This window comes from Ruegeria sp. CF8, assembly GCF_056537285.1.
Genome location: NZ_JBQFRG010000008.1, coordinates 196753 through 215949, shown reverse-complemented (window position 1 = coordinate 215949; position 19197 = coordinate 196753). Strand labels below are relative to the sequence as shown.

At 54.8% G+C, this 19197-nt stretch carries 27 protein-coding genes; 23 read left to right on the top strand and 4 right to left on the bottom strand.

Annotated elements, in window-relative coordinates; translation table 11 throughout:
* Positions 1-392: 392 nt before the first annotated feature.
* From ACR0EV_RS18330 to ACR0EV_RS18320, 3 genes are all read left to right on the top strand, one after another.
* Positions 393-1439: a hypothetical protein gene (locus tag ACR0EV_RS18330; RefSeq protein ID WP_480801429.1), complete on the top strand. Its 1047-nt coding sequence runs from the start codon at positions 393-395 to the stop codon at positions 1437-1439.
* Positions 1440-1599: 160 nt separating this feature from the next.
* Positions 1600-1908 carry a hypothetical protein gene (locus ACR0EV_RS18325; protein ID WP_480801428.1) on the top strand — a complete coding sequence of 103 codons (309 nt, stop codon included), beginning with the start codon at positions 1600-1602 and terminating at the stop codon, positions 1906-1908.
* Positions 1905-3245: a DUF4942 domain-containing protein gene (locus ACR0EV_RS18320; protein ID WP_480801427.1), complete on the top strand. Its 1341-nt coding sequence runs from the start codon at positions 1905-1907 to the stop codon at positions 3243-3245. Before ACR0EV_RS18325 ends, ACR0EV_RS18320 begins: the two co-directional genes overlap by 4 nt.
* Positions 3246-3621: 376 nt before the next feature.
* On the opposite strand, the gene ACR0EV_RS18315 is transcribed toward ACR0EV_RS18320, so the two are convergent.
* Positions 3622-4128, bottom strand: a complete 507-nt coding sequence (locus tag ACR0EV_RS18315) for a GIY-YIG nuclease family protein (protein ID WP_480801426.1) — start codon at positions 4126-4128, stop codon at positions 3622-3624.
* Between the two features lie 112 nt (positions 4129-4240).
* Here ACR0EV_RS18315 and ACR0EV_RS18310 point away from each other — a divergent pair, with 112 nt between their 5' ends.
* Positions 4241-4930, top strand: a complete 690-nt coding sequence (locus ACR0EV_RS18310) for an SOS response-associated peptidase (protein ID WP_480801425.1) — start codon at positions 4241-4243, stop codon at positions 4928-4930.
* A gap of 1 nt (position 4931) precedes the next feature.
* Here the strand turns inward: ACR0EV_RS18310 and ACR0EV_RS18305 are convergent, their stop codons facing one another.
* Positions 4932-5600, bottom strand: a complete 669-nt coding sequence (locus ACR0EV_RS18305) for a hypothetical protein (protein ID WP_480801424.1) — start codon at positions 5598-5600, stop codon at positions 4932-4934.
* Between the two features lie 180 nt (positions 5601-5780).
* Positions 5781-6194 carry a hypothetical protein gene (locus ACR0EV_RS18300; protein WP_480801423.1) on the bottom strand — a complete coding sequence of 138 codons (414 nt, stop codon included), beginning with the start codon at positions 6192-6194 and terminating at the stop codon, positions 5781-5783.
* A gap of 831 nt (positions 6195-7025) precedes the next feature.
* Between ACR0EV_RS18300 and ACR0EV_RS18295 the strand changes: the two genes are divergently transcribed.
* The 19 genes from ACR0EV_RS18295 (at position 7026) to ACR0EV_RS18205 (ending at position 17271) form a co-directional block, all read left to right on the top strand.
* The gene (locus ACR0EV_RS18295) at positions 7026-7364 is read left to right on the top strand and encodes a hypothetical protein (RefSeq protein WP_480801422.1); all 339 of its coding nucleotides are present in this window, start codon (positions 7026-7028) and stop codon (positions 7362-7364) included.
* A 217-nt stretch (positions 7365-7581) separates the two neighbouring features.
* Positions 7582-9456 carry a ParB/RepB/Spo0J family partition protein gene (locus ACR0EV_RS18290; RefSeq protein ID WP_480801421.1) on the top strand — a complete coding sequence of 625 codons (1875 nt, stop codon included), beginning with the start codon at positions 7582-7584 and terminating at the stop codon, positions 9454-9456.
* 60 nt (positions 9457-9516) lie between these two features.
* Positions 9517-10170, top strand: coding sequence for a hypothetical protein (locus ACR0EV_RS18285; RefSeq protein ID WP_480801420.1), 654 nt, complete (start codon positions 9517-9519; stop codon positions 10168-10170).
* Positions 10160-10498: a hypothetical protein gene (locus ACR0EV_RS18280; RefSeq protein ID WP_480801419.1), complete on the top strand. Its 339-nt coding sequence runs from the start codon at positions 10160-10162 to the stop codon at positions 10496-10498. Before ACR0EV_RS18285 ends, ACR0EV_RS18280 begins: the two co-directional genes overlap by 11 nt.
* The gene (locus ACR0EV_RS18275; protein WP_480801418.1) at positions 10495-10875 is read left to right on the top strand and encodes a hypothetical protein; all 381 of its coding nucleotides are present in this window, start codon (positions 10495-10497) and stop codon (positions 10873-10875) included. The genes ACR0EV_RS18280 and ACR0EV_RS18275 overlap by 4 nt, the downstream gene beginning before the upstream one ends.
* A gap of 67 nt (positions 10876-10942) precedes the next feature.
* Positions 10943-11188, top strand: coding sequence for a type II toxin-antitoxin system VapB family antitoxin (locus ACR0EV_RS18270; protein ID WP_480801417.1), 246 nt, complete (start codon positions 10943-10945; stop codon positions 11186-11188).
* On the top strand, positions 11188-11604 hold the full coding sequence (locus ACR0EV_RS18265; protein ID WP_480801416.1) for a type II toxin-antitoxin system VapC family toxin: 417 nt from the start codon (positions 11188-11190) through the stop codon (positions 11602-11604). Before ACR0EV_RS18270 ends, ACR0EV_RS18265 begins: the two co-directional genes overlap by 1 nt.
* A complete protein-coding gene (locus ACR0EV_RS18260; protein WP_480801415.1) occupies positions 11601-12137 on the top strand; it encodes a hypothetical protein in 537 nt (178 codons plus the stop codon). Before ACR0EV_RS18265 ends, ACR0EV_RS18260 begins: the two co-directional genes overlap by 4 nt.
* 18 nt (positions 12138-12155) lie before the next feature.
* On the top strand, positions 12156-12434 hold the full coding sequence (locus ACR0EV_RS18255; protein ID WP_480801414.1) for a hypothetical protein: 279 nt from the start codon (positions 12156-12158) through the stop codon (positions 12432-12434).
* A gap of 720 nt (positions 12435-13154) precedes the next feature.
* Positions 13155-13349, top strand: a complete 195-nt coding sequence (locus ACR0EV_RS18250; RefSeq protein ID WP_480801413.1) for a hypothetical protein — start codon at positions 13155-13157, stop codon at positions 13347-13349.
* A 771-nt stretch (positions 13350-14120) separates the two neighbouring features.
* Positions 14121-14243 (top strand): hypothetical protein, encoded by a 123-nt coding sequence (locus tag ACR0EV_RS18245; protein ID WP_480801412.1) that lies wholly within the window; start codon positions 14121-14123, stop codon positions 14241-14243.
* 191 nt (positions 14244-14434) lie between these two features.
* Positions 14435-14641: a hypothetical protein gene (locus ACR0EV_RS18240; RefSeq protein ID WP_480801411.1), complete on the top strand. Its 207-nt coding sequence runs from the start codon at positions 14435-14437 to the stop codon at positions 14639-14641.
* Between the two features lie 50 nt (positions 14642-14691).
* Entirely contained in the window at positions 14692-14976 is a 285-nt protein-coding gene (locus ACR0EV_RS18235) for a hypothetical protein (RefSeq protein WP_480801410.1), read from the top strand.
* A complete protein-coding gene (locus tag ACR0EV_RS18230; protein WP_480801409.1) occupies positions 14976-15533 on the top strand; it encodes a hypothetical protein in 558 nt (185 codons plus the stop codon). The genes ACR0EV_RS18235 and ACR0EV_RS18230 overlap by 1 nt, the downstream gene beginning before the upstream one ends.
* 42 nt (positions 15534-15575) lie before the next feature.
* Positions 15576-15953 (top strand): hypothetical protein, encoded by a 378-nt coding sequence (locus ACR0EV_RS18225; protein WP_480801408.1) that lies wholly within the window; start codon positions 15576-15578, stop codon positions 15951-15953.
* Positions 15950-16498 carry a hypothetical protein gene (locus ACR0EV_RS18220; protein WP_480801407.1) on the top strand — a complete coding sequence of 183 codons (549 nt, stop codon included), beginning with the start codon at positions 15950-15952 and terminating at the stop codon, positions 16496-16498. Before ACR0EV_RS18225 ends, ACR0EV_RS18220 begins: the two co-directional genes overlap by 4 nt.
* Positions 16495-16755 (top strand): hypothetical protein, encoded by a 261-nt coding sequence (locus tag ACR0EV_RS18215; protein ID WP_480801406.1) that lies wholly within the window; start codon positions 16495-16497, stop codon positions 16753-16755. The genes ACR0EV_RS18220 and ACR0EV_RS18215 overlap by 4 nt, the downstream gene beginning before the upstream one ends.
* Before the next feature lie 12 nt (positions 16756-16767).
* Positions 16768-17055: a hypothetical protein gene (locus ACR0EV_RS18210; RefSeq protein ID WP_480801405.1), complete on the top strand. Its 288-nt coding sequence runs from the start codon at positions 16768-16770 to the stop codon at positions 17053-17055.
* A 27-nt stretch (positions 17056-17082) separates the two neighbouring features.
* Positions 17083-17271: a hypothetical protein gene (locus tag ACR0EV_RS18205; protein WP_480801404.1), complete on the top strand. Its 189-nt coding sequence runs from the start codon at positions 17083-17085 to the stop codon at positions 17269-17271.
* 1098 nt (positions 17272-18369) lie between these two features.
* On the opposite strand, the gene ACR0EV_RS18200 is transcribed toward ACR0EV_RS18205, so the two are convergent.
* Positions 18370-19158 (bottom strand): lysozyme family protein, encoded by a 789-nt coding sequence (locus ACR0EV_RS18200; protein WP_480801403.1) that lies wholly within the window; start codon positions 19156-19158, stop codon positions 18370-18372.
* Between the last annotated feature and the right edge of the window lie 39 nt (positions 19159-19197).

Below are 19197 nucleotides of genomic sequence, written 5' to 3'. Positions count from 1 at the left end.
AGCAGACCGCTGAGGCGGTCTGCTGCGCTTGTTTTCCCCGAGCGTCAGGGGGCCGAAAAGCTCTCGTATCTGATCCCGTCGTGCTGGAAGGCGCAAAAAGAGATCCGCGCCAGGTCGCGGATCACATGATTTTTTTGTGCGCCTCAAGCAGAAAAACGGCTTTCACCCGCTGCGCGGGCAAACCTTCCGTTTTTCAGCCTGACCAGCTCGCCCGGATCACATCCGGATCTTTTCCATCGGCCCCCCTCCTTTCCGGGGAAAAACGCGGATGGGTGCATGTGGCTGATGTTGGTCCAGCAGGGCGTTTCCTTGCCCTGCTGTGATCGTAGCGAAGCAAAAGCGGATAGGTCGGGCGCACATCGGCCACCGCATCACCACAAAGAGGAAGTGAGATGCAAAACCCGACGACAGAAAAGAAATTGTTTGTTGGTCAGGCCGTTGTCTTTGGTGACATGGCGAACCCGAGAAAAACCGGCTGGATTGTTGATGTCCAAGAGCAGGAAAACCAGTGTTTTACCATCGGCGCGGAAGGCATGACGCCCGAACACTACCGCGTGTTTGTCGCTTGGGACAACAAAACGACAAGCGAAGTTTCCGAAGGTGTAGCGCGTCCGTGGATCGACCGGGCAGAGGTCTTGGCAATCGGGGCAAAGACAGCCGATGAAGTTAAAACCCTTTGGACAGAAGCGCAAAACGCTGAACAGGAAGCCCGCGACCAGCGCCAACGGGAAGCAAACGAACAGCAGCGGCAGGTAAGCGAATGGCGGGACAGCATCCGCGCTAAAATCCCGGCCGACGCGAAGGCTGTTTTGATCGCTCAGTTGACCGAAGATCAAAGCGACACAATGACCGACTATTTCGGCAGCAGCACCACTAAAACCGTCATTCTCGGATTTTCACGGCACCAGCGCGACTTGTTCCCCGAAATGCGCAAAGCGGCGGCACGGTTTGAAGGGACCGCGCACCTGACCGACGCACCAGGCGACGCCGAACACCGCGAAAAATACAGCATGGGCGGCGGCTACTACCTGAAAAACGGTTCCCGCCATTGCGATGGCTGGAAGGTCAGCAAGCAAACTTTTTACGGTGAGCGCAACGACCGGGCCGAATACCTGCCCTTTGGTGAATGGGCAGTGCCTGACGCGGAGCCTTTTGTAACTGGCAACGCCACGCCGCGCACCGAAGCAGGAAACGCGGCGACAATCTCGGAAACTTGCGGCGCGTTTTCAATCTCGGAGCACACCCACACGAAACGCGGGTTTCAGATGTGGATTGTAAGCCCTGCCGAGCGCGTAGAGCGCGAGACCTACAACGAATGGCTGGCGAAGGCCAAAGAGCTAAAAGGTTGGTATTCGCGGAAATTTGGTCAAACGCCCGCAGGATTTGCGTTCAAGGACCCGGAGATTGCAAAGCAATTTGCCGAGGACCTGGCCGCGTGATCATCGGTCGCAAATGGTGGTGTCATGGCTGCAAAGCCTGGCACCCAATCAGCCGAGACATAGAAGGCGAAACCACCGCAGGCCATTGGTGCGCAGCATCGATCAGAAAAGCCAAGGCGGAACGCCGTAACGATATCCCATACACAGGCGAGAACGATCAATGACACCACATTGGGAAACCCACCTTTACACTTACGCGGTTTGCCTAACGCAAGGCCCCAAAATCAAACCAGAAAACCTTGCAGGCATCCGAGCGAAAGCAATCCTAAGAGGACACACAGAGGGCGAATGCCAGCTGGTCGAAACCGATCCTATAGAATACATGCGTGACGGTTTCAAAAACCTGTCAGTTCTGGGCAAAGCAGTGACGATGCGCCGGATCATGGAAGCGGGCGAGAATCCGAGCAGCGCGCACCGGATTGTTGCAAACGCCGTTCAGCCGATGGATGCGGAAAGGCTGAAACGATGAACATGCACACTCTACCAGCAGAGCAGCGGCGCATTCGCGAGGTTGTCGAAGAATACGAGAAAAAGTCAGCGGCGATCGATCAAGCCATAGAAGATTTTAAGGGCGCAACACGCGCCCTCGAAATGGCCGCAAATATCGGCGGCAGTTTTGGCGGGTCGGTTTGGTCCGGAGGCCACTACGGAAGCGCGCCCACGATTAACGCGAAAACTGTTGAGCATGTGTTGCGCGTCTCAGCGTGGAAAAACATCTATCAGGGTTTGAACATCAAACAGATTGCCAGCGCCAAGGACCGCAAACAGTTTGAAATGGCGTTGGAAAACCCGCCAGAATTCACGCTGGACAATATCTCTGCCACCTTTGGCGATTACGTCATGAATCAGCGCCACCACATTCTGAAGGGGTTGGCAGAGTGCTTTTGTGACCTCGATCCCGCTTACAAAAGCCATTCCAAGGTGAAAATTGGCGTGGAAGGTCTGCCAAAGCGGATCATTGTGCAAAGTGTCGGTTCCTATGGCTCATGGGGCCATGATCGAGTCAAAGACACGTTGAACGCCCTCAACATCTATCGCGGCAAACCTCACATCGATCACAAAGACTATTCAGAGCTTTTGGACGATGCCGAAGAGCATGGCGCCGGATGGTATGATGGCGTCGAAATCAGACGCTTCATGAATGGCAACGCCCATCTCATTTTTGACCCGGAGACACAACGCGACATCAACCTTGCGCTTGCCGAGTTCTATGGCGACACCCTGCCAGACAGCCCGGAAGAGGCGGCAAGGCAGCGCCCAGGCACGGCGGTTTCGAAAGATCTGGCCTATTACCCAACGCCGGCGGCGGTCGTTGCGCGCGTGTTGGCTCAGCTGGACCTCTCAGGGTCGCCCAAGGTGCTTGAGCCGTCCTGTGGGTGTGGGCGTCTGATGGAAGGCGTCAGAGCCAAAAACCCGAATGCGATCATCACGGGTGTTGAGTATGACGCAGGCCGCACGGAGCTGGCCCGGGCAAAAGGGTTTCGGGTGCATCATGGCAATTTTCTGGATACAGCCGCACAGCCGGTTTTTGATTTTTTGATCATGAACCCCCCCTTTAACGGAACTCACTGGCGAAAACACTTGGACCATGCGCGCAAGTTTCTGAAACCACATCCAAACGGCCAACGGTGGGGCGGTGGGTTGCTGGTCTGTATCTTGCCGGCATCAGCGCTCTATGATGGTCACCTGGCTGACCTTGGCGTGACCAGTTCGCGCGATCGTGGTTGGCATGACCTGCCGGTTGCGAGTTTCGCGGAAAGTGGCACGAACATTCCAACCGGGTTTCTCATTCTCGGGCCCGAATGAGTTCGACGGCTTGCCCTTTTGTGAGGGCAAGCCTTTGTGTTCTATTACGATACGGGCGGGCATTGAGTGCAGCTGAAGGAGAAAGGTCGCGAACCGATGAACAAGATCCACCTGCATTTCTATTTGATGGGCTACAGCAAGCGGGAGCTTCCTCGATTTATGCGCAGGGTTTTTGCGCGATCTACTTTGCACCGCGCCTGGCTGTGCGGTTGGAAAGGCTTCTTTTCCGAAAACGGTCAAGACTATGGGCCCGCAAATCCCTATCTCGGCAATCCCTGATCTGGCGGCTTTGGTGTCCCGGCCGAGCGGGGCAGGGTGCCCCGATCGTCCAGGACTGTGCGCGTCCCGCGCGCGGGCGACCGCATAGCGGCCGCGATCACGGCGTTTCTGATGTGTCAGAATTTTGTGCCGGCCGGTTTGGCTCTGGCTTTTTTGAGAACACCTTCGGATTGGAGTACGTGCGGATCTCGAACCCCTTCTTCCACGATAATTTCAATTTCGCTTCCCATTTGGTCAGCTTGGCAATGACATTCATTCGCCACCGCACTAATTTCATGCTTTCCCAGGGCAACAGTCGAAACCATTCCGTCCCCAACTCGGGAACTGTTCCAAAGGCCCTGCCGCGATAGATCCAGTGTAGACGTTGTTCGGTCGTGAACGCCCAGGGTTGCGACACTGTATGCGCGATCGTCAGGCGTTCGCCGGAACTTTGTTCCAGTTCGCGCCTGCGCGTTCGCGTCGTGCGCTCGGTAAACCCGATCTTGAAAAGTCGCGGATTCCGTTCGCTCACGAGAAGATAGACCGTGCCGATTTTCGACCGCTTCGAGAAAAACCGTATCCTTGGCGACCGGCGACGCGTATTGTTCCGGAACAGAGATTTCATGCAATAACCATAGGTTGATAAGGCCATTCCGAAAACGCCTTTGTTGCAACCTGTGCCAGCTGATCAGCCATTCAGATATTTCGGCCGATCCGCTCTATTGGGAGGATCTTCAATGTGTGGCGCTCAAATCATGCCCTATACGTGGCGAGAAATCTGGGAACGGTACAATTTCTACCTTCACGGCATCAAAGATGCGCGTCCGAATGACATCCAGCCTCACTATGCACTGCGACCCAGCATGTCATCTCCGATCGTCAGAATACACGACGGCGAAACTGAAATCTGCAATGCAAGATGGGGGGTAGTGCCGTCCTGGTGGAAAAAAGATAAGCCGCCTGGGAAGACCTTTAACGCCCGGAGAGAGTCGATCGAGGATCAGCTTTCCGGAAAGCGCGGTATGTGGGCGCCACCGATGAAAACCAACCGGTGCCTGGTCGTGACAGGAGGCTATTTTGAGTGGACCGGGCCGAGGGACGATAAACTGCCCTGGTTCATCCATATGCCAGATCGGGAAATGTTCAGTTTCGCCGGCCTCGCTGGATGGAACCCGGACTACGGTGTCTCATATTCAATCATCACCCAGCCGCCATCAGACAACATCGAGGATCTGCACCATCGAATGCCCGTCGTGATCCGGCCCGAGAATTATTCCACCTGGCTTTCGGCTGATACGTCAGCTGAGGATGCTCTTTCGATGCTCGATGACCATGACGATGGAAAGCTTGTGTTCTATCGAGTCTCAAAGGATCTCGTGAACTATCAGAAAAACGTGCCGGAAGCGATCGAGCCCATTGCGGCGTAGTCTATGGGCGCTGACCAAGCAATTTTGTGACTTTCTCAACATTATCCAACCATTGTGCAGTCCCAGGACGTCGCCATTCAACTATCCGCCGTATGTCTTCACGATCCTTTGCAAGATTACGCGCAAAAATGGGTTCGTGATGTGCAATGCGGTTCCGAAACCGGCGAATGCTGTCGATCGTCGCGTGCACCTGGCCCCGCGCTTGAGGAATCGTCAGGGCTTTATCGTATCCTGGAAAAGCTGAAGCAAAGTGCTTCTTCCAAATCCGATTATCCTGACCTTTGACAAACACGTTCTGCCAAAACACAAACTTCAGATCCGCGACCACTTTTCCCGCTGTGGGGTGTTTGTTCGCACAGTTTTTCAGATCTTCCGCTGGCTGATAGTTCCTTTTGCCTTTGTGCTTGGGTAGCGAGTGCCGAAAACCTATGTTCCAGTGCCAGTTCGGTCCAAACTCCGCCTCTATAGCTTCAACCGCGCCGTTGCGGATCGCTAACTCACAATACTGAAGCATGACGTAAAACGCTGACGACACGTCTGTATTCCAGCAATAGAGTTCCATGGCCCTGTGTCGATCGCCGCCAGTTTCGTGCAGATAGGTGCCAAATCTGGGTGGGGAGAGCACCACTTCAAGATCATTGATTTGGGCGGGCGTGAAGGTGTAGGGCATCGGACGTCTTGTTACCATATATTGACACTTATTGGCCTACACTCTATCTATAGACCAAATGGCTTTGAGGTTCGCGGACGTTACAGCGTCTTCCCTCATCGTCGCGAGAAAATGAACCCGTTACCGTCAGGTAGCGGGTTTCCTCTTTTTTGGACCGGGATTCAAGTGAGTAAGCCCAAGTCACGCACTGTCATCACTGATCATTATCACGAATGCTGATATGAGATAGCTCGCCACCCAAGCGGTCATCACCGCTTGGAAGAAGAGAACATTGTAGATACCTCCCCAATTCAGCGTTGATGGGATCATGTATATCCATGCTCCCGTACATCCAAACACCAAAATAGCGGGCGTCAAATGCCGCAACGCCAACGATCGGGATGCAAACTTGATCCCCAGCACGAAAACCCAAAGGCTCGTGAGAAGCACTGCAACAGCAAATGCCTGACGTAGATCGAACGCCGAATGATCAATACTGGACCCTAAATAGGCCCCCAAAGACGCGCCCAATATCAAGTCTATGGGCGTTTCGGTGCTTAGTTCAGCTCGATAGATTCTGGCACGTTCTTCGGCAGTAATCTTGAATCCTGTCATAATTCCTCTTTCATTCTTTTTAGCGCCCCGAAATTGGTGCGCTTGTTGTTGATATAGCTAGAGAAACTTTCGTCAGCTTTAAATCCTGAAGTGTCCGTAGGTGGGTAAGAAGTTTGCGGGTTGGGCAAACCCCGAGCCTTCAGCTCGGGGCCGGGCTCTAGTCTGACGCCGGCGTTGCCGTCGCCAGACCGGATACAGCCAGGCGCATTCTCCCTGCGGCCCGGGTGCGGTGAAATCTGTCTCATCCGAGCCAGCTTTAACCGCGGCCGCAAGTCGCCTGCACCTGTCCATATCCGCCGTAAACGGTAACGATCCCTTTTGCAGTAAGTCAGTGGAGATCCGCGCCAGGGCCCGGCTCGCATTGATCATTTGACAGTGCAGGGCACACGGGCACGCCCGCTTAGCCCTGCCCAGGCACTATTCATATTGGCGATAGCAGACCGCTGAGGCGGTCTGCTGCGCTTGTTTTCCCCGAGCGTCAGGGGGCCGAAAAGCTCTCGTATCTGATCCCGTCGTGCTGGAAGGCGCAAAAAGAGATCCGCGCCAGGTCGCGGATCACATGATTTTTTTTTGTGCGCCTCAAGCAGAAAAACGGCTTTCACCCGCTGCGCGGGCAAACCTTCCGTTTTTCAGCCTGACCAGCCCGCCCGGATCAGCTCCGGATCTTTTCCATCGGCCCCCCTCCTTTCCGGGGAAAAACGCGGATGGGTGCATGTGGCTGATGTTGGTCCATCAGGCCGTTTCCTTGGCCTGATGTGTTCATAGGAAATCACTGGCGGATAGGTCGGGCGCACATCGGCCACCGCATCACCACAAAGAGGAAGTTGGCACATGATCGGAGCCGTTCAGAACCCGAATAGCCCAACCTACTGGCAAGAAATCAAAGACGCGACTGCATTGCGCAACGCGAATGCCCAGTTTCTAACCGAAAGCGCAAAGGTGCGCGTCGGCATGATCTATGAGGCGTATGTCGCTGAACTGGCGGTGTTGGTCAGCACTGTTGCCCGCAAATTCAACCTTTCACAAACATCGGCTGCATTTCAGGAGTTTCGCAACGAATGCGCGCGACTGATGCACCTTCCCGAACTCGCTGAGAGCAAGCCAGCCCAACTGATAGCGGAAGGCGCAGAAGCCACCCGTGAAGCGGCTGAATCTCTCTACAGCGTGTAGCGCAGCCAGCGCGGGAAAGGAGGTGAAACCATGAGTAAGGAAACCTTGCAACAGCGGCGGCGTGAAGCTGCTGAGTTGATCAAGAAGGGAGGACTGTCCGCCAAGATCGGCCTCGCCTTCCTGAAATCACACGTCGCCACCTAAGCGGCCTCGCTCTACCCCCAAGGGGGTAGGGCACCAATAACAAAATCTTCACCACAAAACAAGGATTTGCCAAATGAGCAAGCACGAAACATTCACCGCATCGGAAACCATCGAAACCGTTGCCCTGTCCGATCTGTACCTTTCGGAAATCAACCCGCGTCAAGAGGTTGCCGAGGAAGGTATCGCACTGCTGGCAGACAGCATCGTTACATGCGGTCTGATCCAGAACCTCAATGGGTTGCGAGACGAAAGCGGCAAGGTCGGAATCGTCGCCGGTGGTCGCCGGTTGCGGGCGCTTCAAATTGCAGTCGAAACACGCGCCGATCTGGCTCATGTTCCTGTCAAAATCACTACCGACCCAATCGTGGCCGAAGAATGGGCAAACGCGGAAAACACTGCCCGCGAAGCGTTGGACCCGGTTGACGAAATTCGTGCTTATCGGGCAATGGCAAAAAAAGGCAGCCCCCTTGCCACCATCAGCCGTGCCTTTGGCGTGACGGAACCGCATGTGCGCCGCCGTATGGCACTGGCAAATCTGCCCGACGCGGTTCTGGACGCTCTCAAAGCCCGCGACATTAGCATGGGCATCGCGCAGGCCATGACCGTCAGCGACAATGAGACGAAAATCCTCGAAACTCTGGACCGTGCAAAGAACAGCCATTGGTTCTCTGAACATGACGTCAAAAAGGCGCTCAATCCCGAAGCTATGAATGGCAACGACCGGAAGGCAAAGTTTGTCGGCATCGAAGCCTATGAGGCAGCAGGCGGCACCATCACCGCTGACCTGTTCCAAGAAGAAACACTCTTGAACGATCCGGAAACCATCGAACGCCTGTTTGAGCAAAAGCTGCAAACTCAGGCGGAAACGATCCGGGCCGAGGAAGGCTGGGCATGGGTCACAGTGTCAATGGACAGCAATGTGTTTTGGTACGACCTGCAACGGACAGTGGGCTTTGCCCGCACCTACAAGATCGAAGGTGTTCTGAGCGAAGAACAATCCGAGCGCTATGACGAACTGGCGGAACTGGCAAACGGCGACGTGATTGACGAAGCCGGAGAGGCTGAACTGGAAGCCTTGGAAGCGATCATCGAAGGTGATTACAGCGCGGAGCAAAAGGCTTTGTCCGGTATCATCGTCAATGTCAGCCATCACGGGAAGATCGAAGTTGAACGTGGTTTGGTGAAAGCCGAGGATCAGGCGGCAGCGATCGAACAAGGCGTGATCGAAGCCAGCAAGCACGGCGCATCGGAGACGAAGAAACCCGAAAAGCCTGCATATTCGCAGAAGTTCATCGACGACATGACCGCGATCCGTCTGGCGGCAGTCCAAACGGCGCTATTGGCAAAGCCCGACTACCTGCAAAGCCTGTTTGCATTCGCAATGTCCCCAGCATCGGGCCATTACAGCGCGATCTTTGGCCTTGGCTACAACGCCACCGAGCGGAACTGCCCTGAATTCGATGACCAGTTTGTGCTTGATCCGCGTCTGGGTGGCGAACACGACGACCAGTCGGAAAAAGACTATGAGGCTGTGTCGAAGCTGGCGAAGAAAGGCAAAGTGAATGCGTTTAAAGCCTATCGGGAGTTGGGCAAAAAGGTGCGCAATGGGCAGGTGACAGCGTTTCTCGCCCGTGCCTTCACGATGCAGGACGACAAGTTCATGGCCGACATCGAAGCGGAAATCGGGGCCGACATTCGGTCTGTCTGGACGCCATCGGCAACGAACTGCTTCAAGCGCCTCAAGGGCGACCAGTTGGATGCGATTTTCAAATTCATGCTGGACCTCGGAGACAGCACTGACGCCTATCGTGCCTTCTGCAAATCGAAGAAAGGCGTCAAAGCCGACGATCTGCACAAGCTGTTCAACGACCCGGAGCATCAGAAAGCGTTGAACGTCACCGCCGAACAGAAAGCACGGATCGACGCATGGGTTCCCGAATGCTTCTGAAACCAACAGGGCAGGGCGCGAAAGCGCCCGCCCACGACTCGGTAGGACGAGGATCGAACGATGCGATTTAAGCACTGGCAGCACGACGAATTCACCGACACGCCCCGCAAACGGTCTGCATTGCGTCGGAAACAGCGGTTGGAGCGCGAAGCGCTTCCACTGTTCGCAGAGCAAATTCGGGAAGAACAGCCGAGCGAAGATGAGGTTATGAAGGCGCGAGGGGAAGATTGGGCGGTGCGAGAGGCCAATATGCGGTCCCGCCGAGCGCAAGACTGGCGGAAGGCCCGAGGCAAGTTGGATGCTATGCCGAAGCGAACGCGATCCATCCTTCGCAAAGCATGGAATTGCGCGCCGTATCCAGCCGATCCCGGTTATCTGCTTGGATTTCTGCACAGCTATGAAATCGGTCGGGTCGATATAGACGCTTTGCCTTTTCCGTTATTTCGGACAACGGCGTCAGGGGAGCGGATTGCGTCAATTTTCGATGAGACGCACCCAGAAATCCTGATCAACATCCTAAAGGCCCGCGACATCGCAGGTTCACCCGAGGGATATCGTCTGGCCGAGCGGAAGGCCGCGTATCACCACCTTCAAGCCGCCGCCAAATGCAACAAGGACAAAACCGAGGCCAAACAGGACCGACTTCGCGCCCTGTCTCTTTGGGACAGCTTTGGCGTGCCCAGCCTCATGGAAGGAGAAATCAATGGCCTTTGACAATGACACCAATCACGGGCGGGTCACGAAGATCGTGTACTTGCTCGATCAGATCGAGAAATCGGCAGCGTCGAATACCGCAAACAAAGAGCAGGTTTCCGCAATGCTGAAACCCGCCAACGAAAAGCTGGCAGAAATGTGCGTCGATACCGTCATGGCGGTTCGCGAGATGAAACAGGAGCGAAAGGGCTCATGGGGGGTGACAGCACCACAATGGGCAAGTGTTCGGGACATGGCAGAGAGCGCCAGTCTGGATGACCTTGGGGTTGCCGTGTTCGTTTACATACAGCGCTGCGAAGACGAACGTGCAGATCGGCGGGGCCAATGACCAGGATCAGCTACAGAACACCTGGAACGCGCGTGTGGTGGAGCAGCGTGGAAGAATGGTGCATCGCAGGGATCAAGCTATCTCAGCGCCGCTTGTCCCATAAGCGGAACCGCGATCTAGCGACCCATAGTGGATGTATGCCCCTGACGATGATCTATGCAGAAACAGACCTAAAGTTGATTGAGCGGGCATTGCATCTGTTGAAGTTCGGACCGCCGCCACTGTGCAGGCCCGAACGAGGCTACCGAGCAGATCACCCATCCACGCCTGTCATCGTTGCGCTTAAAAACAGGATGGCGGTTCTGAAAAAAGAGGAAGATGTGATCCCGACTGGTGGTAACTGGAAGGCTATGAAAAATAGCGAAAATTCGCACTGAATATTCGTTTTGCATTGCTTGAATATCCCGATTGGGATATACATATAGATAGCAGGAGGATATGCAAATGCCGCTCTACATTCGAGACGAAGATGTGAACGAACTGGCCGATCAGGTGAAACAAGTGACCGGAGCCCAGAACAAGACTGAGGCCGTTCGCGCTGCTTTGCAAGCTCAGCTTGAAGCCGTTACGAAGAAAAAACCTCTGATTGAGCGCATTCGCGAGCTTCAGGCTAAAGCTGATGAGATTGGCGAAGTCGATCCCGACTTCGATATGAAGAAATTTACCGATGATATGTGGGGCGAATCCTGATGTTTGTAGACGCCTCAGCAATCGTTGCGATCCTGAATAGAGAGCCGGGACATGAAGAAATCCTGAAGCGGATCGAGGATCAAAAACGCGGATGTTACGTGTCGCCTATGGTGCGGTTTGAGGCTACTGCTGCAATAGCACGATCACGCTCGGGGGCCACACGCCCTGATTTTGATCAACACGAGCTGGCCGAGCAAGTCGTTGAAGCCTTTTGCGATGGCATCGAGGCACGGAACATCGACATTACGCGGGCGATTGGTCAAAGGGCCAATCTTGCGGCCCGAACATACGGTAAATTTGTCGGTCACGAGGCCGATTTGAACTTCGGGGATTGCTTCGCCTACGCATGTGCGAAGGCTTTCAACACCCGTCTCATTTACAAGGGCGATGACTTCGCAAAAACGGATTTGGCATGAGTACCGAAAGCACACCAGCAAAAGTCAGCATCGCGGCCCGCCGTGTTTGGAAATCCGCACAGATGTATATCGGGTTTCACAAAGACCAAAGTGGCAGAGACCGGGCTGAACCCAAGTTCTGGCCGCCGAAGAACGGAAGCGCGTCGATCAATGCCGATCCGTCTGCGCAGGAGGCCATTGTTGTGGTAAAGGCAGCGAATCCGAACGACACAAAAGACGTTCAGGTGAAGCTGCATCCGAACAGGATCGTGGTGCGGCGCGATGCCGATATGTGGTGGCAGGGTGTTGCGGTAGATGACCATTCCGTCACTGTTCGGATGGCTGACGGGACTATGATCGAGGTGCGCCATGACGGTTCAGTCAAACGACGCTCGGCCGAAGATGAAACGCATGTTGAGGCTGACGGGAGCATTTTCAAATGGACCGAACATGCCGAAGCCCATATGACCGGCGACGGAATCGCAATGTCCCGAAAAACGACAGATAGCATTGCCGCGATCAGCGCCAACGGGGTCATGAGCAAGGCGCGATAGGATTTGGAGACAACTGTTATGAAAATGAGGATATCGAGACTCGACGTGCCCTATATAGGAATAATCACAGCCTGCCTGCTGGTCCTTGTTGGGTTGCAGGTGATCGGGAGCAAAGGCCAAGCTTACGTTCTGTCGAAAGGGGAGTTCGATAGCTGTATTGACAGTTTCAAAATGGGCCCGGAGACCGACAGCGACATGATAGACGGTGCAATAAGAAAATGTCGCGCGGCCACAGAATTCTCGGGCGAAACCGTTCTTTGGGTGGATGGAGAACGCCACTTCATTCCAGCTATCTAAATCCGATAACTTAGATTTTCTCTCGTGGTGAGAACAACTGGCCCGCTTCGGCGGGCTTTTTCTTTTGGCGGTTGACCAGGTTGCAACGTCGCGTTGGTGTCGCTTGGCACCTGGGACATTCGCCCCATGTGCCGGCACGACTGATCGCTTCGCTTAGACGGCCACGATCGCGGCCGGGGCATTGATCAACCCGTCCGCCAGGATGCGACGGATTTGATTGAGTCCGGCTGTTAACCTGGTCCGTCAAAATACGGCCCAGGGCCGGACCCTTCGTTTTCAGCCTACGCCGAAAGGAATGGGCGACTTTCACCGCCGAAGATCCTAATCCATCTCTTACGAGTCATTCCGCTTGGGGAAGGCCACCAGCTCGCGGATCTGAACTTTGAGCTTGTGGGGGATCAATCTGATGTTGCCGTTCCCGGTGTTCGTCTGATCGAGCGTGGCGCGCGCAATTCCCCAATAATTCTTGCCTTTCGCCGGATGTGACAGCCTCAAACACGTTGCCAAAGAAGATCCTCGCTGACGTGTTTCTTAAAGATGAACATAATCGGGCAGTCGGGAAAGCCGCTGCTGATCTGCGTAAAGATCAGCAGCTTCAACGACTATTTTCCGCTGGCGGGTAAACCCGCCATTGCATCGCGAAACAAAATAGTCGCTGACATCCCCTTAGTGCCCGCTTTTGGCATGTTCATCGAAACACTCAAAAGCGAGGATCTAACAATGGCAACTCAAACTCTGAAACTGAACGTCAAAACCGGCGAAAAAGATGGCAAGAATTACTGGGACAAATGCGGTGTCGCCTTCGTAAACACCGACGACGCAGGCAACATCACATCGATCCAGGTCAAGCACAATATGTTCCCCGGTGTCGAAATGGTGGCCTTCCCCAAGCGGAACGACGACGATCAGAACTGAGGAAAGGAAGGGCGGCGAAAGTCGCCCATTCCTTTGCTCCGGCATAAACTCCCAGCATCGCAGATCGGCGCTTGTTTCGACCATCGGTATGGCGGCGGAAGAAAAATCATCACAATTATCATCAGTCCTGATTTTCCGCTTGAGAATGCAAATCAGGTGCTCTACCCAAAGGTGAGTCACGTAACACGTTACGCGTAGAACGTGCCACTCACGGAAAGCCGCTACAGCATTTGAGTGCCTAAAACCCCCTTATGGCACCCCCGAAACTTCCCCCTAGTTATACCGGGACAATGCTGTAGCGGCCTCCCGACCAGCTCTTCCTCTTTCTTGGCGATGGTCAAATTGAAGTGTCCGTAAGTGGCTAAGAAGTTTGCGGGTTGGGCAAACCCCGAGCCTTCAGCTCGGGGCCGGGCTCTAGTCTGACGCCGGCGTTGCCGTCGCCAGACCGGATACAGCCAGACACAATCTCCCTGCGGCCCAGGTGCGGTGAAATCTGTCTCATCCGAGCCAGCTTGTCACCGCGGCCGCAAGTCGTTGTGACCGGCCGTATCCGCCGTAAACGGTAACGATCCCTTTTGCAGTATGTCAGTGGAGATCCGCGCCAGGTCGCGGCTCGCATTGATCATTTGACAGGGCAGGGGACACGGGCACGCCCGCTTACCCCTGCCCAGGCACTATTCATATTGGCGATAGCAGACCGCTGAGGCGGTCTGCTGCGCTTGTTTTCCCCGAGCGTCAGGGGGCCGAAAAGCTCTCGTATCTGATCCCGTCGTGCTGGAAGGCGCAAAAAGAGATCCGCGCCAGGTCGCGGATCACATGATTTTTTTTGTGCGCCTCAAGCAGAAAAACGGCTTTCACCCGCTGCGCGGGCAAACCTTCCGTTTTTCAGCCTGACCAGCTCGCCCGGATCACATCCGGATCTTTTCCATCGGCCCCCCTCCTTTCCGGGGAAAAACGCGGATGGGTGCATGTGGCTGATGTTCAGGCCAATGGGTCGTTTCCTTGACCCATTGGATCAAACCAAACCGAGAGCGGATAGGTCGAGAGACATCGGCCACCGCATCACCACAAAAAGGACTGTCTATATGACACTGAAACTTGTGAAAAAGATCGCCAACGCAGCCGATAACGTAATTGTCGCTGGCGGTGTTATCGCAACGGCTGGAATGGGTGCCGCGCAAGCGAACCCCGGAACAGCGCACATCGGTGAAGGTATCGCGATGTTCGGACTGATGGTGGCAGCAACTGCCCTGATCGTCGGAATGGCAATCAGCCTGAAAAACGCAGACTGAAACCAACGTGCGGTCCTTCGGGGCCGCACACCTGTTGCGAAGGACACATTATGGCGACACGCGACCAAATCGAGAAGCTGAAACAGGTATGGGCGTCTGATCCGTGCTGGGACATCGAGACGACAGAAGGTTTCGAAGATCACCAAGAAGAACTGAGCGCCTTCAGGGCAGAGAAAGAAGCCGAATGGTCTGAGCAACGACAAAAGCGCTTGGCGGAATTGGCTGAAGACTTGGGCTGTCCCGGCAACCTGAAACTCGCGGAGCAGTTCGAAGCTATGAAATACCGCATGGAAATACTGGAAGGCAATGTTCACGGAAGTCAGGAGCCATACTGATGAAGGACGTCATCATCAACACCCCCGCACATGAGCGTTTCAACAACCTCAGCATCGATGAAAATCTCGACAAGTTTGACTGGTTCGAAATCATGCCATGTCGAACTGACGAAAGCGAAGGCTGCGTTGTGCAATGCGAGGCCGGTTGGGCAGAGTTCTGGTCCATCTATGGACGCCAGAATGTTGGCGCAGGCGATGCACCTGAATATCTGGCCTTTGCTGTCCATGACGCATTCCAGCCGAAAGAGATTGTCCAAATCGCGCGCCAGATCGCCGAAGAAACCGGAAAGGGGTTTGTCGCTGGCTGTGCGGACTTGGGCCAATATCCGCGACGGAATGGGCGGGTCGTTCCTCTCAATGACTTCTGCGAAATCGCCGAAGACCTGACATTCGCCATTCACGAGAACATCGAAAACGAGACACCAGAGGAAGATCGCCGGGTCGATGACTTTGACAATCACCCTCTGGCCGAACTGCGCGAAGCATTCGTGGACTTCTCGTCTTACTCGGGAAGTGACGAACAGGACCCCTATCAACCATTGGACATTTCCGACTGAACGCCAATCGGCAGAGAACTTGAGAAACCGAGGACCAGAGCAATGAAACGGAAGATCGAATATCGGTGCAAGACATGCGGAAGCACAGACCTCAACTATGACGCCTGTGGCGAGTGGGATGTGGAACAGCAAGCCTTCGTTCTGATCAGCACATATGATGAGGTCCGATGCCAAAGCGACACATGCGACGGTGAAGAAACCAGCACGTCAGTGTTTGACGCCCAGACTGGCGAAGAACTTGGGCAGGCCCCCGAAACCTACGAATACATCCCAAAGGCAGAAGCGGATCGCCTTTGGAAGATCGAGAATGACCGACGCAAGGCCGATATGGCTGAGCGGGACAAGCAAAGACAACAAGAGAAAACCATCGCGGATACGACTGTCGCGCTGGAAGCAGCCTATCAGGAGATCGCGGCATGAAGATCAAGGTTTACACACTGGCAACCGATGACGACAACGGGACAACGCCACAGGCATTTGGCTCTGAGATTGAACGCGACGATGCGCTGTTGTCTTGGGTCGGTAGCAATCGAGAGACTTGGCTGGCGAGTAATCTGGCCGACGATCTGCATGAATACGTCCTGTCTCGGACAGAACATCTGGATACGTTCTCAACCGACGAGCAGGAGATCGAGGTCGAACTTAATGCCGTGCTGACAGTCAACGAGGCGTGGGCATTCTGCAAAAAGCCGGTTGGCGCATTTGGGAACCTGTATGATCCAGATGAAGCCATGACGATCATGGATGGATGGGCCGAAGAAGGGGACACATCTGACGGGTCTCATTGGTTTGATCCTAAAAACCCGAACGACACCGCTGCCGTGACCGCATGGTGTGAGAAAGAGGGACCAGACTTTGAGCAACAGATTTCCAATCTGGTCTGCGAAAACCTGCCCACGAGAAAAGCCGCCTATGAAGCCCTTACCGCGAAGAGGTCAGCGCCACGAGTGCCGATTTTCACATGACCTACGACATGGACGCTATTGCATTTGAGAATGACAACGTGCGTGCCCCCGCAGATGGGGGCATGGCGCACCGACAAGGGTTCACGCTCGATGACAACCCGTATCTGGGCGGATTGTCAGATGACCGGTTTGCGTCCGATTGGGCATCAGAATGGGAACTGCGCCACCGGTTCGCGATGGATAATGGGCTGCACGCCGAAGTGGGTCGTGTCGCTTGCCTTCAGTACATGCGGGACAGCCGCGTTTCTTGGCAATGATGGAGAATGGAGATGCAGCAACTTGAGCTGATACCGATCACTGAAACCGAAAAGGGCAAACACGGCGCAAGCTGGTGGCAGGGGTCATGGGAATGCAGGAACTTCCACGGGTTCTTTCAAAGCCGTGAACAGGGCCGGGGCCCTTGGGAATTTCACATCCACGGTTTTGGGGATGACGAAGCGAGTATCTACCGGATTACAGAAACCGGGGAACTGGTACAGCATGACGTTCCTATTGACGACGAAAACAGGATCAGCGTGCTTGGAAGAAAGTACGGGCGAGAAAACTGGAACCACTAATACGGTGAGCGGGAAAGGGCAGGGAAAATGACATACCCGAAGCTGATCGACGTGAACGACAATAGCTATACGGACGACCCATGCGAACCTTGCGATGGATACGGGCTTGGGTTCGACGGAATGTCTAACTGTCGGCATTGCAATGGGACAGGATACAAACGGCGCAGCACTTATCGACCGGGTGAATCTGACGAGACCAATGAGGTTGACCAGTAAACTGGTCAAGCTGCGTGAGGCGCAGCGTCAGCCAACAAGTTGTCTGATCCCCACTTGAGTGGGGCCCCTATTGGGTTGTGCACCAAACAGCCGCTGGCAGGCCCTGCCTGCCCGCAAATGGAGACGGGGCAGCTCACGCGAATTTCCGTTTCGCCTGTGAATTGCTGAGAAGAGCTAAAGCTCTTGGGGTGGCTGATAGGGCAGGGCGTACAGGTAAAGACCGCGCGTGAGACTAGGTTCTATCATCCGCCTTTGTTTCCGTTCCTGAAACAACTCGTAAGGCGAGCAACAAGGTTTGAGAACCCGATAGAGCACTCTGAGGGGAAGTATCTGGTGCAGTCGATATGTGTCCAGAAAGGCAGATTCCGAGAAAGCCAACCAAGGGACTGACGAAGGGAAAGATCATGCCGATATCAAAAGAGCGCATGAAGCTGTATCCCGGTGGATCGACAAGATCACCAGAGTGGCTGTCATTCAGAGCATTCATCCTGTTCAGGGCGGGCAACCGATGTGAAGGTACACCACACCACCCCAACTGTAGGGCGGCCAACGGTGAGAAACATCCTGACACCGGCGGTAAAGTGATCCTGACAATCGCCCACATGGATCATGATGAAAGTCACGCTGACCCGGATCGATGCCGAGCCCTTTGCCAGCGTTGTCACAACAAATGGGATGCACCCCACCGGCGGATAAATGCGGCTAAGACACGGCGTCGGAAATCCCAACAATTGGACATGGCCGACCTTTTCAGCTGGGACTAGAATGGCGCGGGGTTCAAGCCTTCTTGTCAGAATGCAATCTGGCTAAATCCGGATACCCAACCTCACATCTGTTGTGCAGCGCCAGTCCGGATTTTTCGCGGGTGCAGTCCTTGGCAATCATGTACCTGGCTGCCGTCAGATCAGTGTTTCCGCCAACCAGTTCTATGAACCTGCGCTTCGAGTATTCTTCGCGTCGGTTGCATCGCCTGCACTCAACAACGACCCGATCAAAAGGATAATCCCAAGCGCGCATGTTTTCGCCTCTGGGTTGTTAGCGTCTTTGCCGCTCAGAGCTGTTGTGTGGACCGCTGAGCGACGGTTAGGAGCCGAGAACCTATCTGGCCTCGCCACCTGAAACAAGCGTCTGTGTGGCGGCTTTGGCTACACGCTGAGGCTTCTGATCCGTCCACTCATCCGGCATGGATTTGCCGGAGAAAATAGCGGTCATCTGCTGTTGGAAAAAAGCGCGCGTGACAGTGGCGCGGTTGCCGGCATATCCGTGGTAATGAGACTTGCCGTCTGCCTTCGGGAAGCCAGCCCAGATCAACGCGAGATTATCCATGAAGCGTTCCTGCGTAATCTCTTTCGCGACGAACTTTTGATATCCGGCATCTGTCAAAAGCACCGCGGCCATCTTGTCTTGAACAGCCCTGCTGAAGGTGGTCGTGTCAGGCAATCCAAGCCGTGTCTGTAGTTTCACAAAAGTCGAAGGTATCACCTGATATCGACCGATGGCGTGATGCTGGCCGGGCGTCGCTCTGACCCAAGACTTGATCTCGCCAAAGCTCATCTGCGTTGGTCTCTTCGAAGTGAGACGGGTCGCACTATGGTGGATGGCGTCATACCCAGCCTTTGGAGATTCCGCGAACTCGATCAGGGCATAGAGCTGATCAACTTTCGAACCGTTTGGAAGGCGGAAGGTGGCGAGGTTAGGCGGGTTCTTACCGGGAGCACCACGCTCGAATTTGTCGAGGATTTCCCAATCATCCGACGTGCCGAATGCAGTCCAGTCGCCGGGCTTTGGGGTGGACGCCTTGGTGAGTTGTTCCCGCATCTGAGTGGCCTCATCCTGATCGAAACCACCAAGGTTTGTCCAACCATCTGCGAGGACTGGCGTGGACATCAGGAGAGCCGCTGAGAGAGGCAGGGAGAGGCGAAGTGA

What these genes read in the sequence shown, in the direction of transcription:
- ACR0EV_RS18330 (WP_480801429.1), top strand. Translation starts at nt 393, where the DNA reads ATGCAAAACCCGACGACAGAAAAGAAATTGTTTGTTGGTCAGGCCGTT.
- ACR0EV_RS18325 (WP_480801428.1), top strand. Translation starts at nt 1,600, where the DNA reads ATGACACCACATTGGGAAACCCACCTTTACACTTACGCGGTTTGCCTA.
- ACR0EV_RS18320 (WP_480801427.1), top strand. Translation starts at nt 1,905, where the DNA reads ATGAACATGCACACTCTACCAGCAGAGCAGCGGCGCATTCGCGAGGTT.
- ACR0EV_RS18315 (WP_480801426.1), bottom strand. Translation starts at nt 4,128, where the DNA reads ATGAAATCTCTGTTCCGGAACAATACGCGTCGCCGGTCGCCAAGGATA.
- ACR0EV_RS18310 (WP_480801425.1), top strand. Translation starts at nt 4,241, where the DNA reads ATGTGTGGCGCTCAAATCATGCCCTATACGTGGCGAGAAATCTGGGAA.
- ACR0EV_RS18305 (WP_480801424.1), bottom strand. Translation starts at nt 5,600, where the DNA reads ATGCCCTACACCTTCACGCCCGCCCAAATCAATGATCTTGAAGTGGTG.
- ACR0EV_RS18300 (WP_480801423.1), bottom strand. Translation starts at nt 6,194, where the DNA reads ATGACAGGATTCAAGATTACTGCCGAAGAACGTGCCAGAATCTATCGA.
- ACR0EV_RS18295 (WP_480801422.1), top strand. Translation starts at nt 7,026, where the DNA reads ATGATCGGAGCCGTTCAGAACCCGAATAGCCCAACCTACTGGCAAGAA.
- ACR0EV_RS18290 (WP_480801421.1), top strand. Translation starts at nt 7,582, where the DNA reads ATGAGCAAGCACGAAACATTCACCGCATCGGAAACCATCGAAACCGTT.
- ACR0EV_RS18285 (WP_480801420.1), top strand. Translation starts at nt 9,517, where the DNA reads ATGCGATTTAAGCACTGGCAGCACGACGAATTCACCGACACGCCCCGC.
- ACR0EV_RS18280 (WP_480801419.1), top strand. Translation starts at nt 10,160, where the DNA reads ATGGCCTTTGACAATGACACCAATCACGGGCGGGTCACGAAGATCGTG.
- ACR0EV_RS18275 (WP_480801418.1), top strand. Translation starts at nt 10,495, where the DNA reads ATGACCAGGATCAGCTACAGAACACCTGGAACGCGCGTGTGGTGGAGC.
- ACR0EV_RS18270 (WP_480801417.1), top strand. Translation starts at nt 10,943, where the DNA reads ATGCCGCTCTACATTCGAGACGAAGATGTGAACGAACTGGCCGATCAG.
- ACR0EV_RS18265 (WP_480801416.1), top strand. Translation starts at nt 11,188, where the DNA reads ATGTTTGTAGACGCCTCAGCAATCGTTGCGATCCTGAATAGAGAGCCG.
- ACR0EV_RS18260 (WP_480801415.1), top strand. Translation starts at nt 11,601, where the DNA reads ATGAGTACCGAAAGCACACCAGCAAAAGTCAGCATCGCGGCCCGCCGT.
- ACR0EV_RS18255 (WP_480801414.1), top strand. Translation starts at nt 12,156, where the DNA reads ATGAAAATGAGGATATCGAGACTCGACGTGCCCTATATAGGAATAATC.
- ACR0EV_RS18250 (WP_480801413.1), top strand. Translation starts at nt 13,155, where the DNA reads ATGGCAACTCAAACTCTGAAACTGAACGTCAAAACCGGCGAAAAAGAT.
- ACR0EV_RS18240 (WP_480801411.1), top strand. Translation starts at nt 14,435, where the DNA reads ATGACACTGAAACTTGTGAAAAAGATCGCCAACGCAGCCGATAACGTA.
- ACR0EV_RS18235 (WP_480801410.1), top strand. Translation starts at nt 14,692, where the DNA reads ATGGCGACACGCGACCAAATCGAGAAGCTGAAACAGGTATGGGCGTCT.
- ACR0EV_RS18230 (WP_480801409.1), top strand. Translation starts at nt 14,976, where the DNA reads ATGAAGGACGTCATCATCAACACCCCCGCACATGAGCGTTTCAACAAC.
- ACR0EV_RS18225 (WP_480801408.1), top strand. Translation starts at nt 15,576, where the DNA reads ATGAAACGGAAGATCGAATATCGGTGCAAGACATGCGGAAGCACAGAC.
- ACR0EV_RS18220 (WP_480801407.1), top strand. Translation starts at nt 15,950, where the DNA reads ATGAAGATCAAGGTTTACACACTGGCAACCGATGACGACAACGGGACA.
- ACR0EV_RS18215 (WP_480801406.1), top strand. Translation starts at nt 16,495, where the DNA reads ATGACCTACGACATGGACGCTATTGCATTTGAGAATGACAACGTGCGT.
- ACR0EV_RS18210 (WP_480801405.1), top strand. Translation starts at nt 16,768, where the DNA reads ATGCAGCAACTTGAGCTGATACCGATCACTGAAACCGAAAAGGGCAAA.
- ACR0EV_RS18205 (WP_480801404.1), top strand. Translation starts at nt 17,083, where the DNA reads ATGACATACCCGAAGCTGATCGACGTGAACGACAATAGCTATACGGAC.
- ACR0EV_RS18200 (WP_480801403.1), bottom strand. Translation starts at nt 19,158, where the DNA reads ATGTCCACGCCAGTCCTCGCAGATGGTTGGACAAACCTTGGTGGTTTC.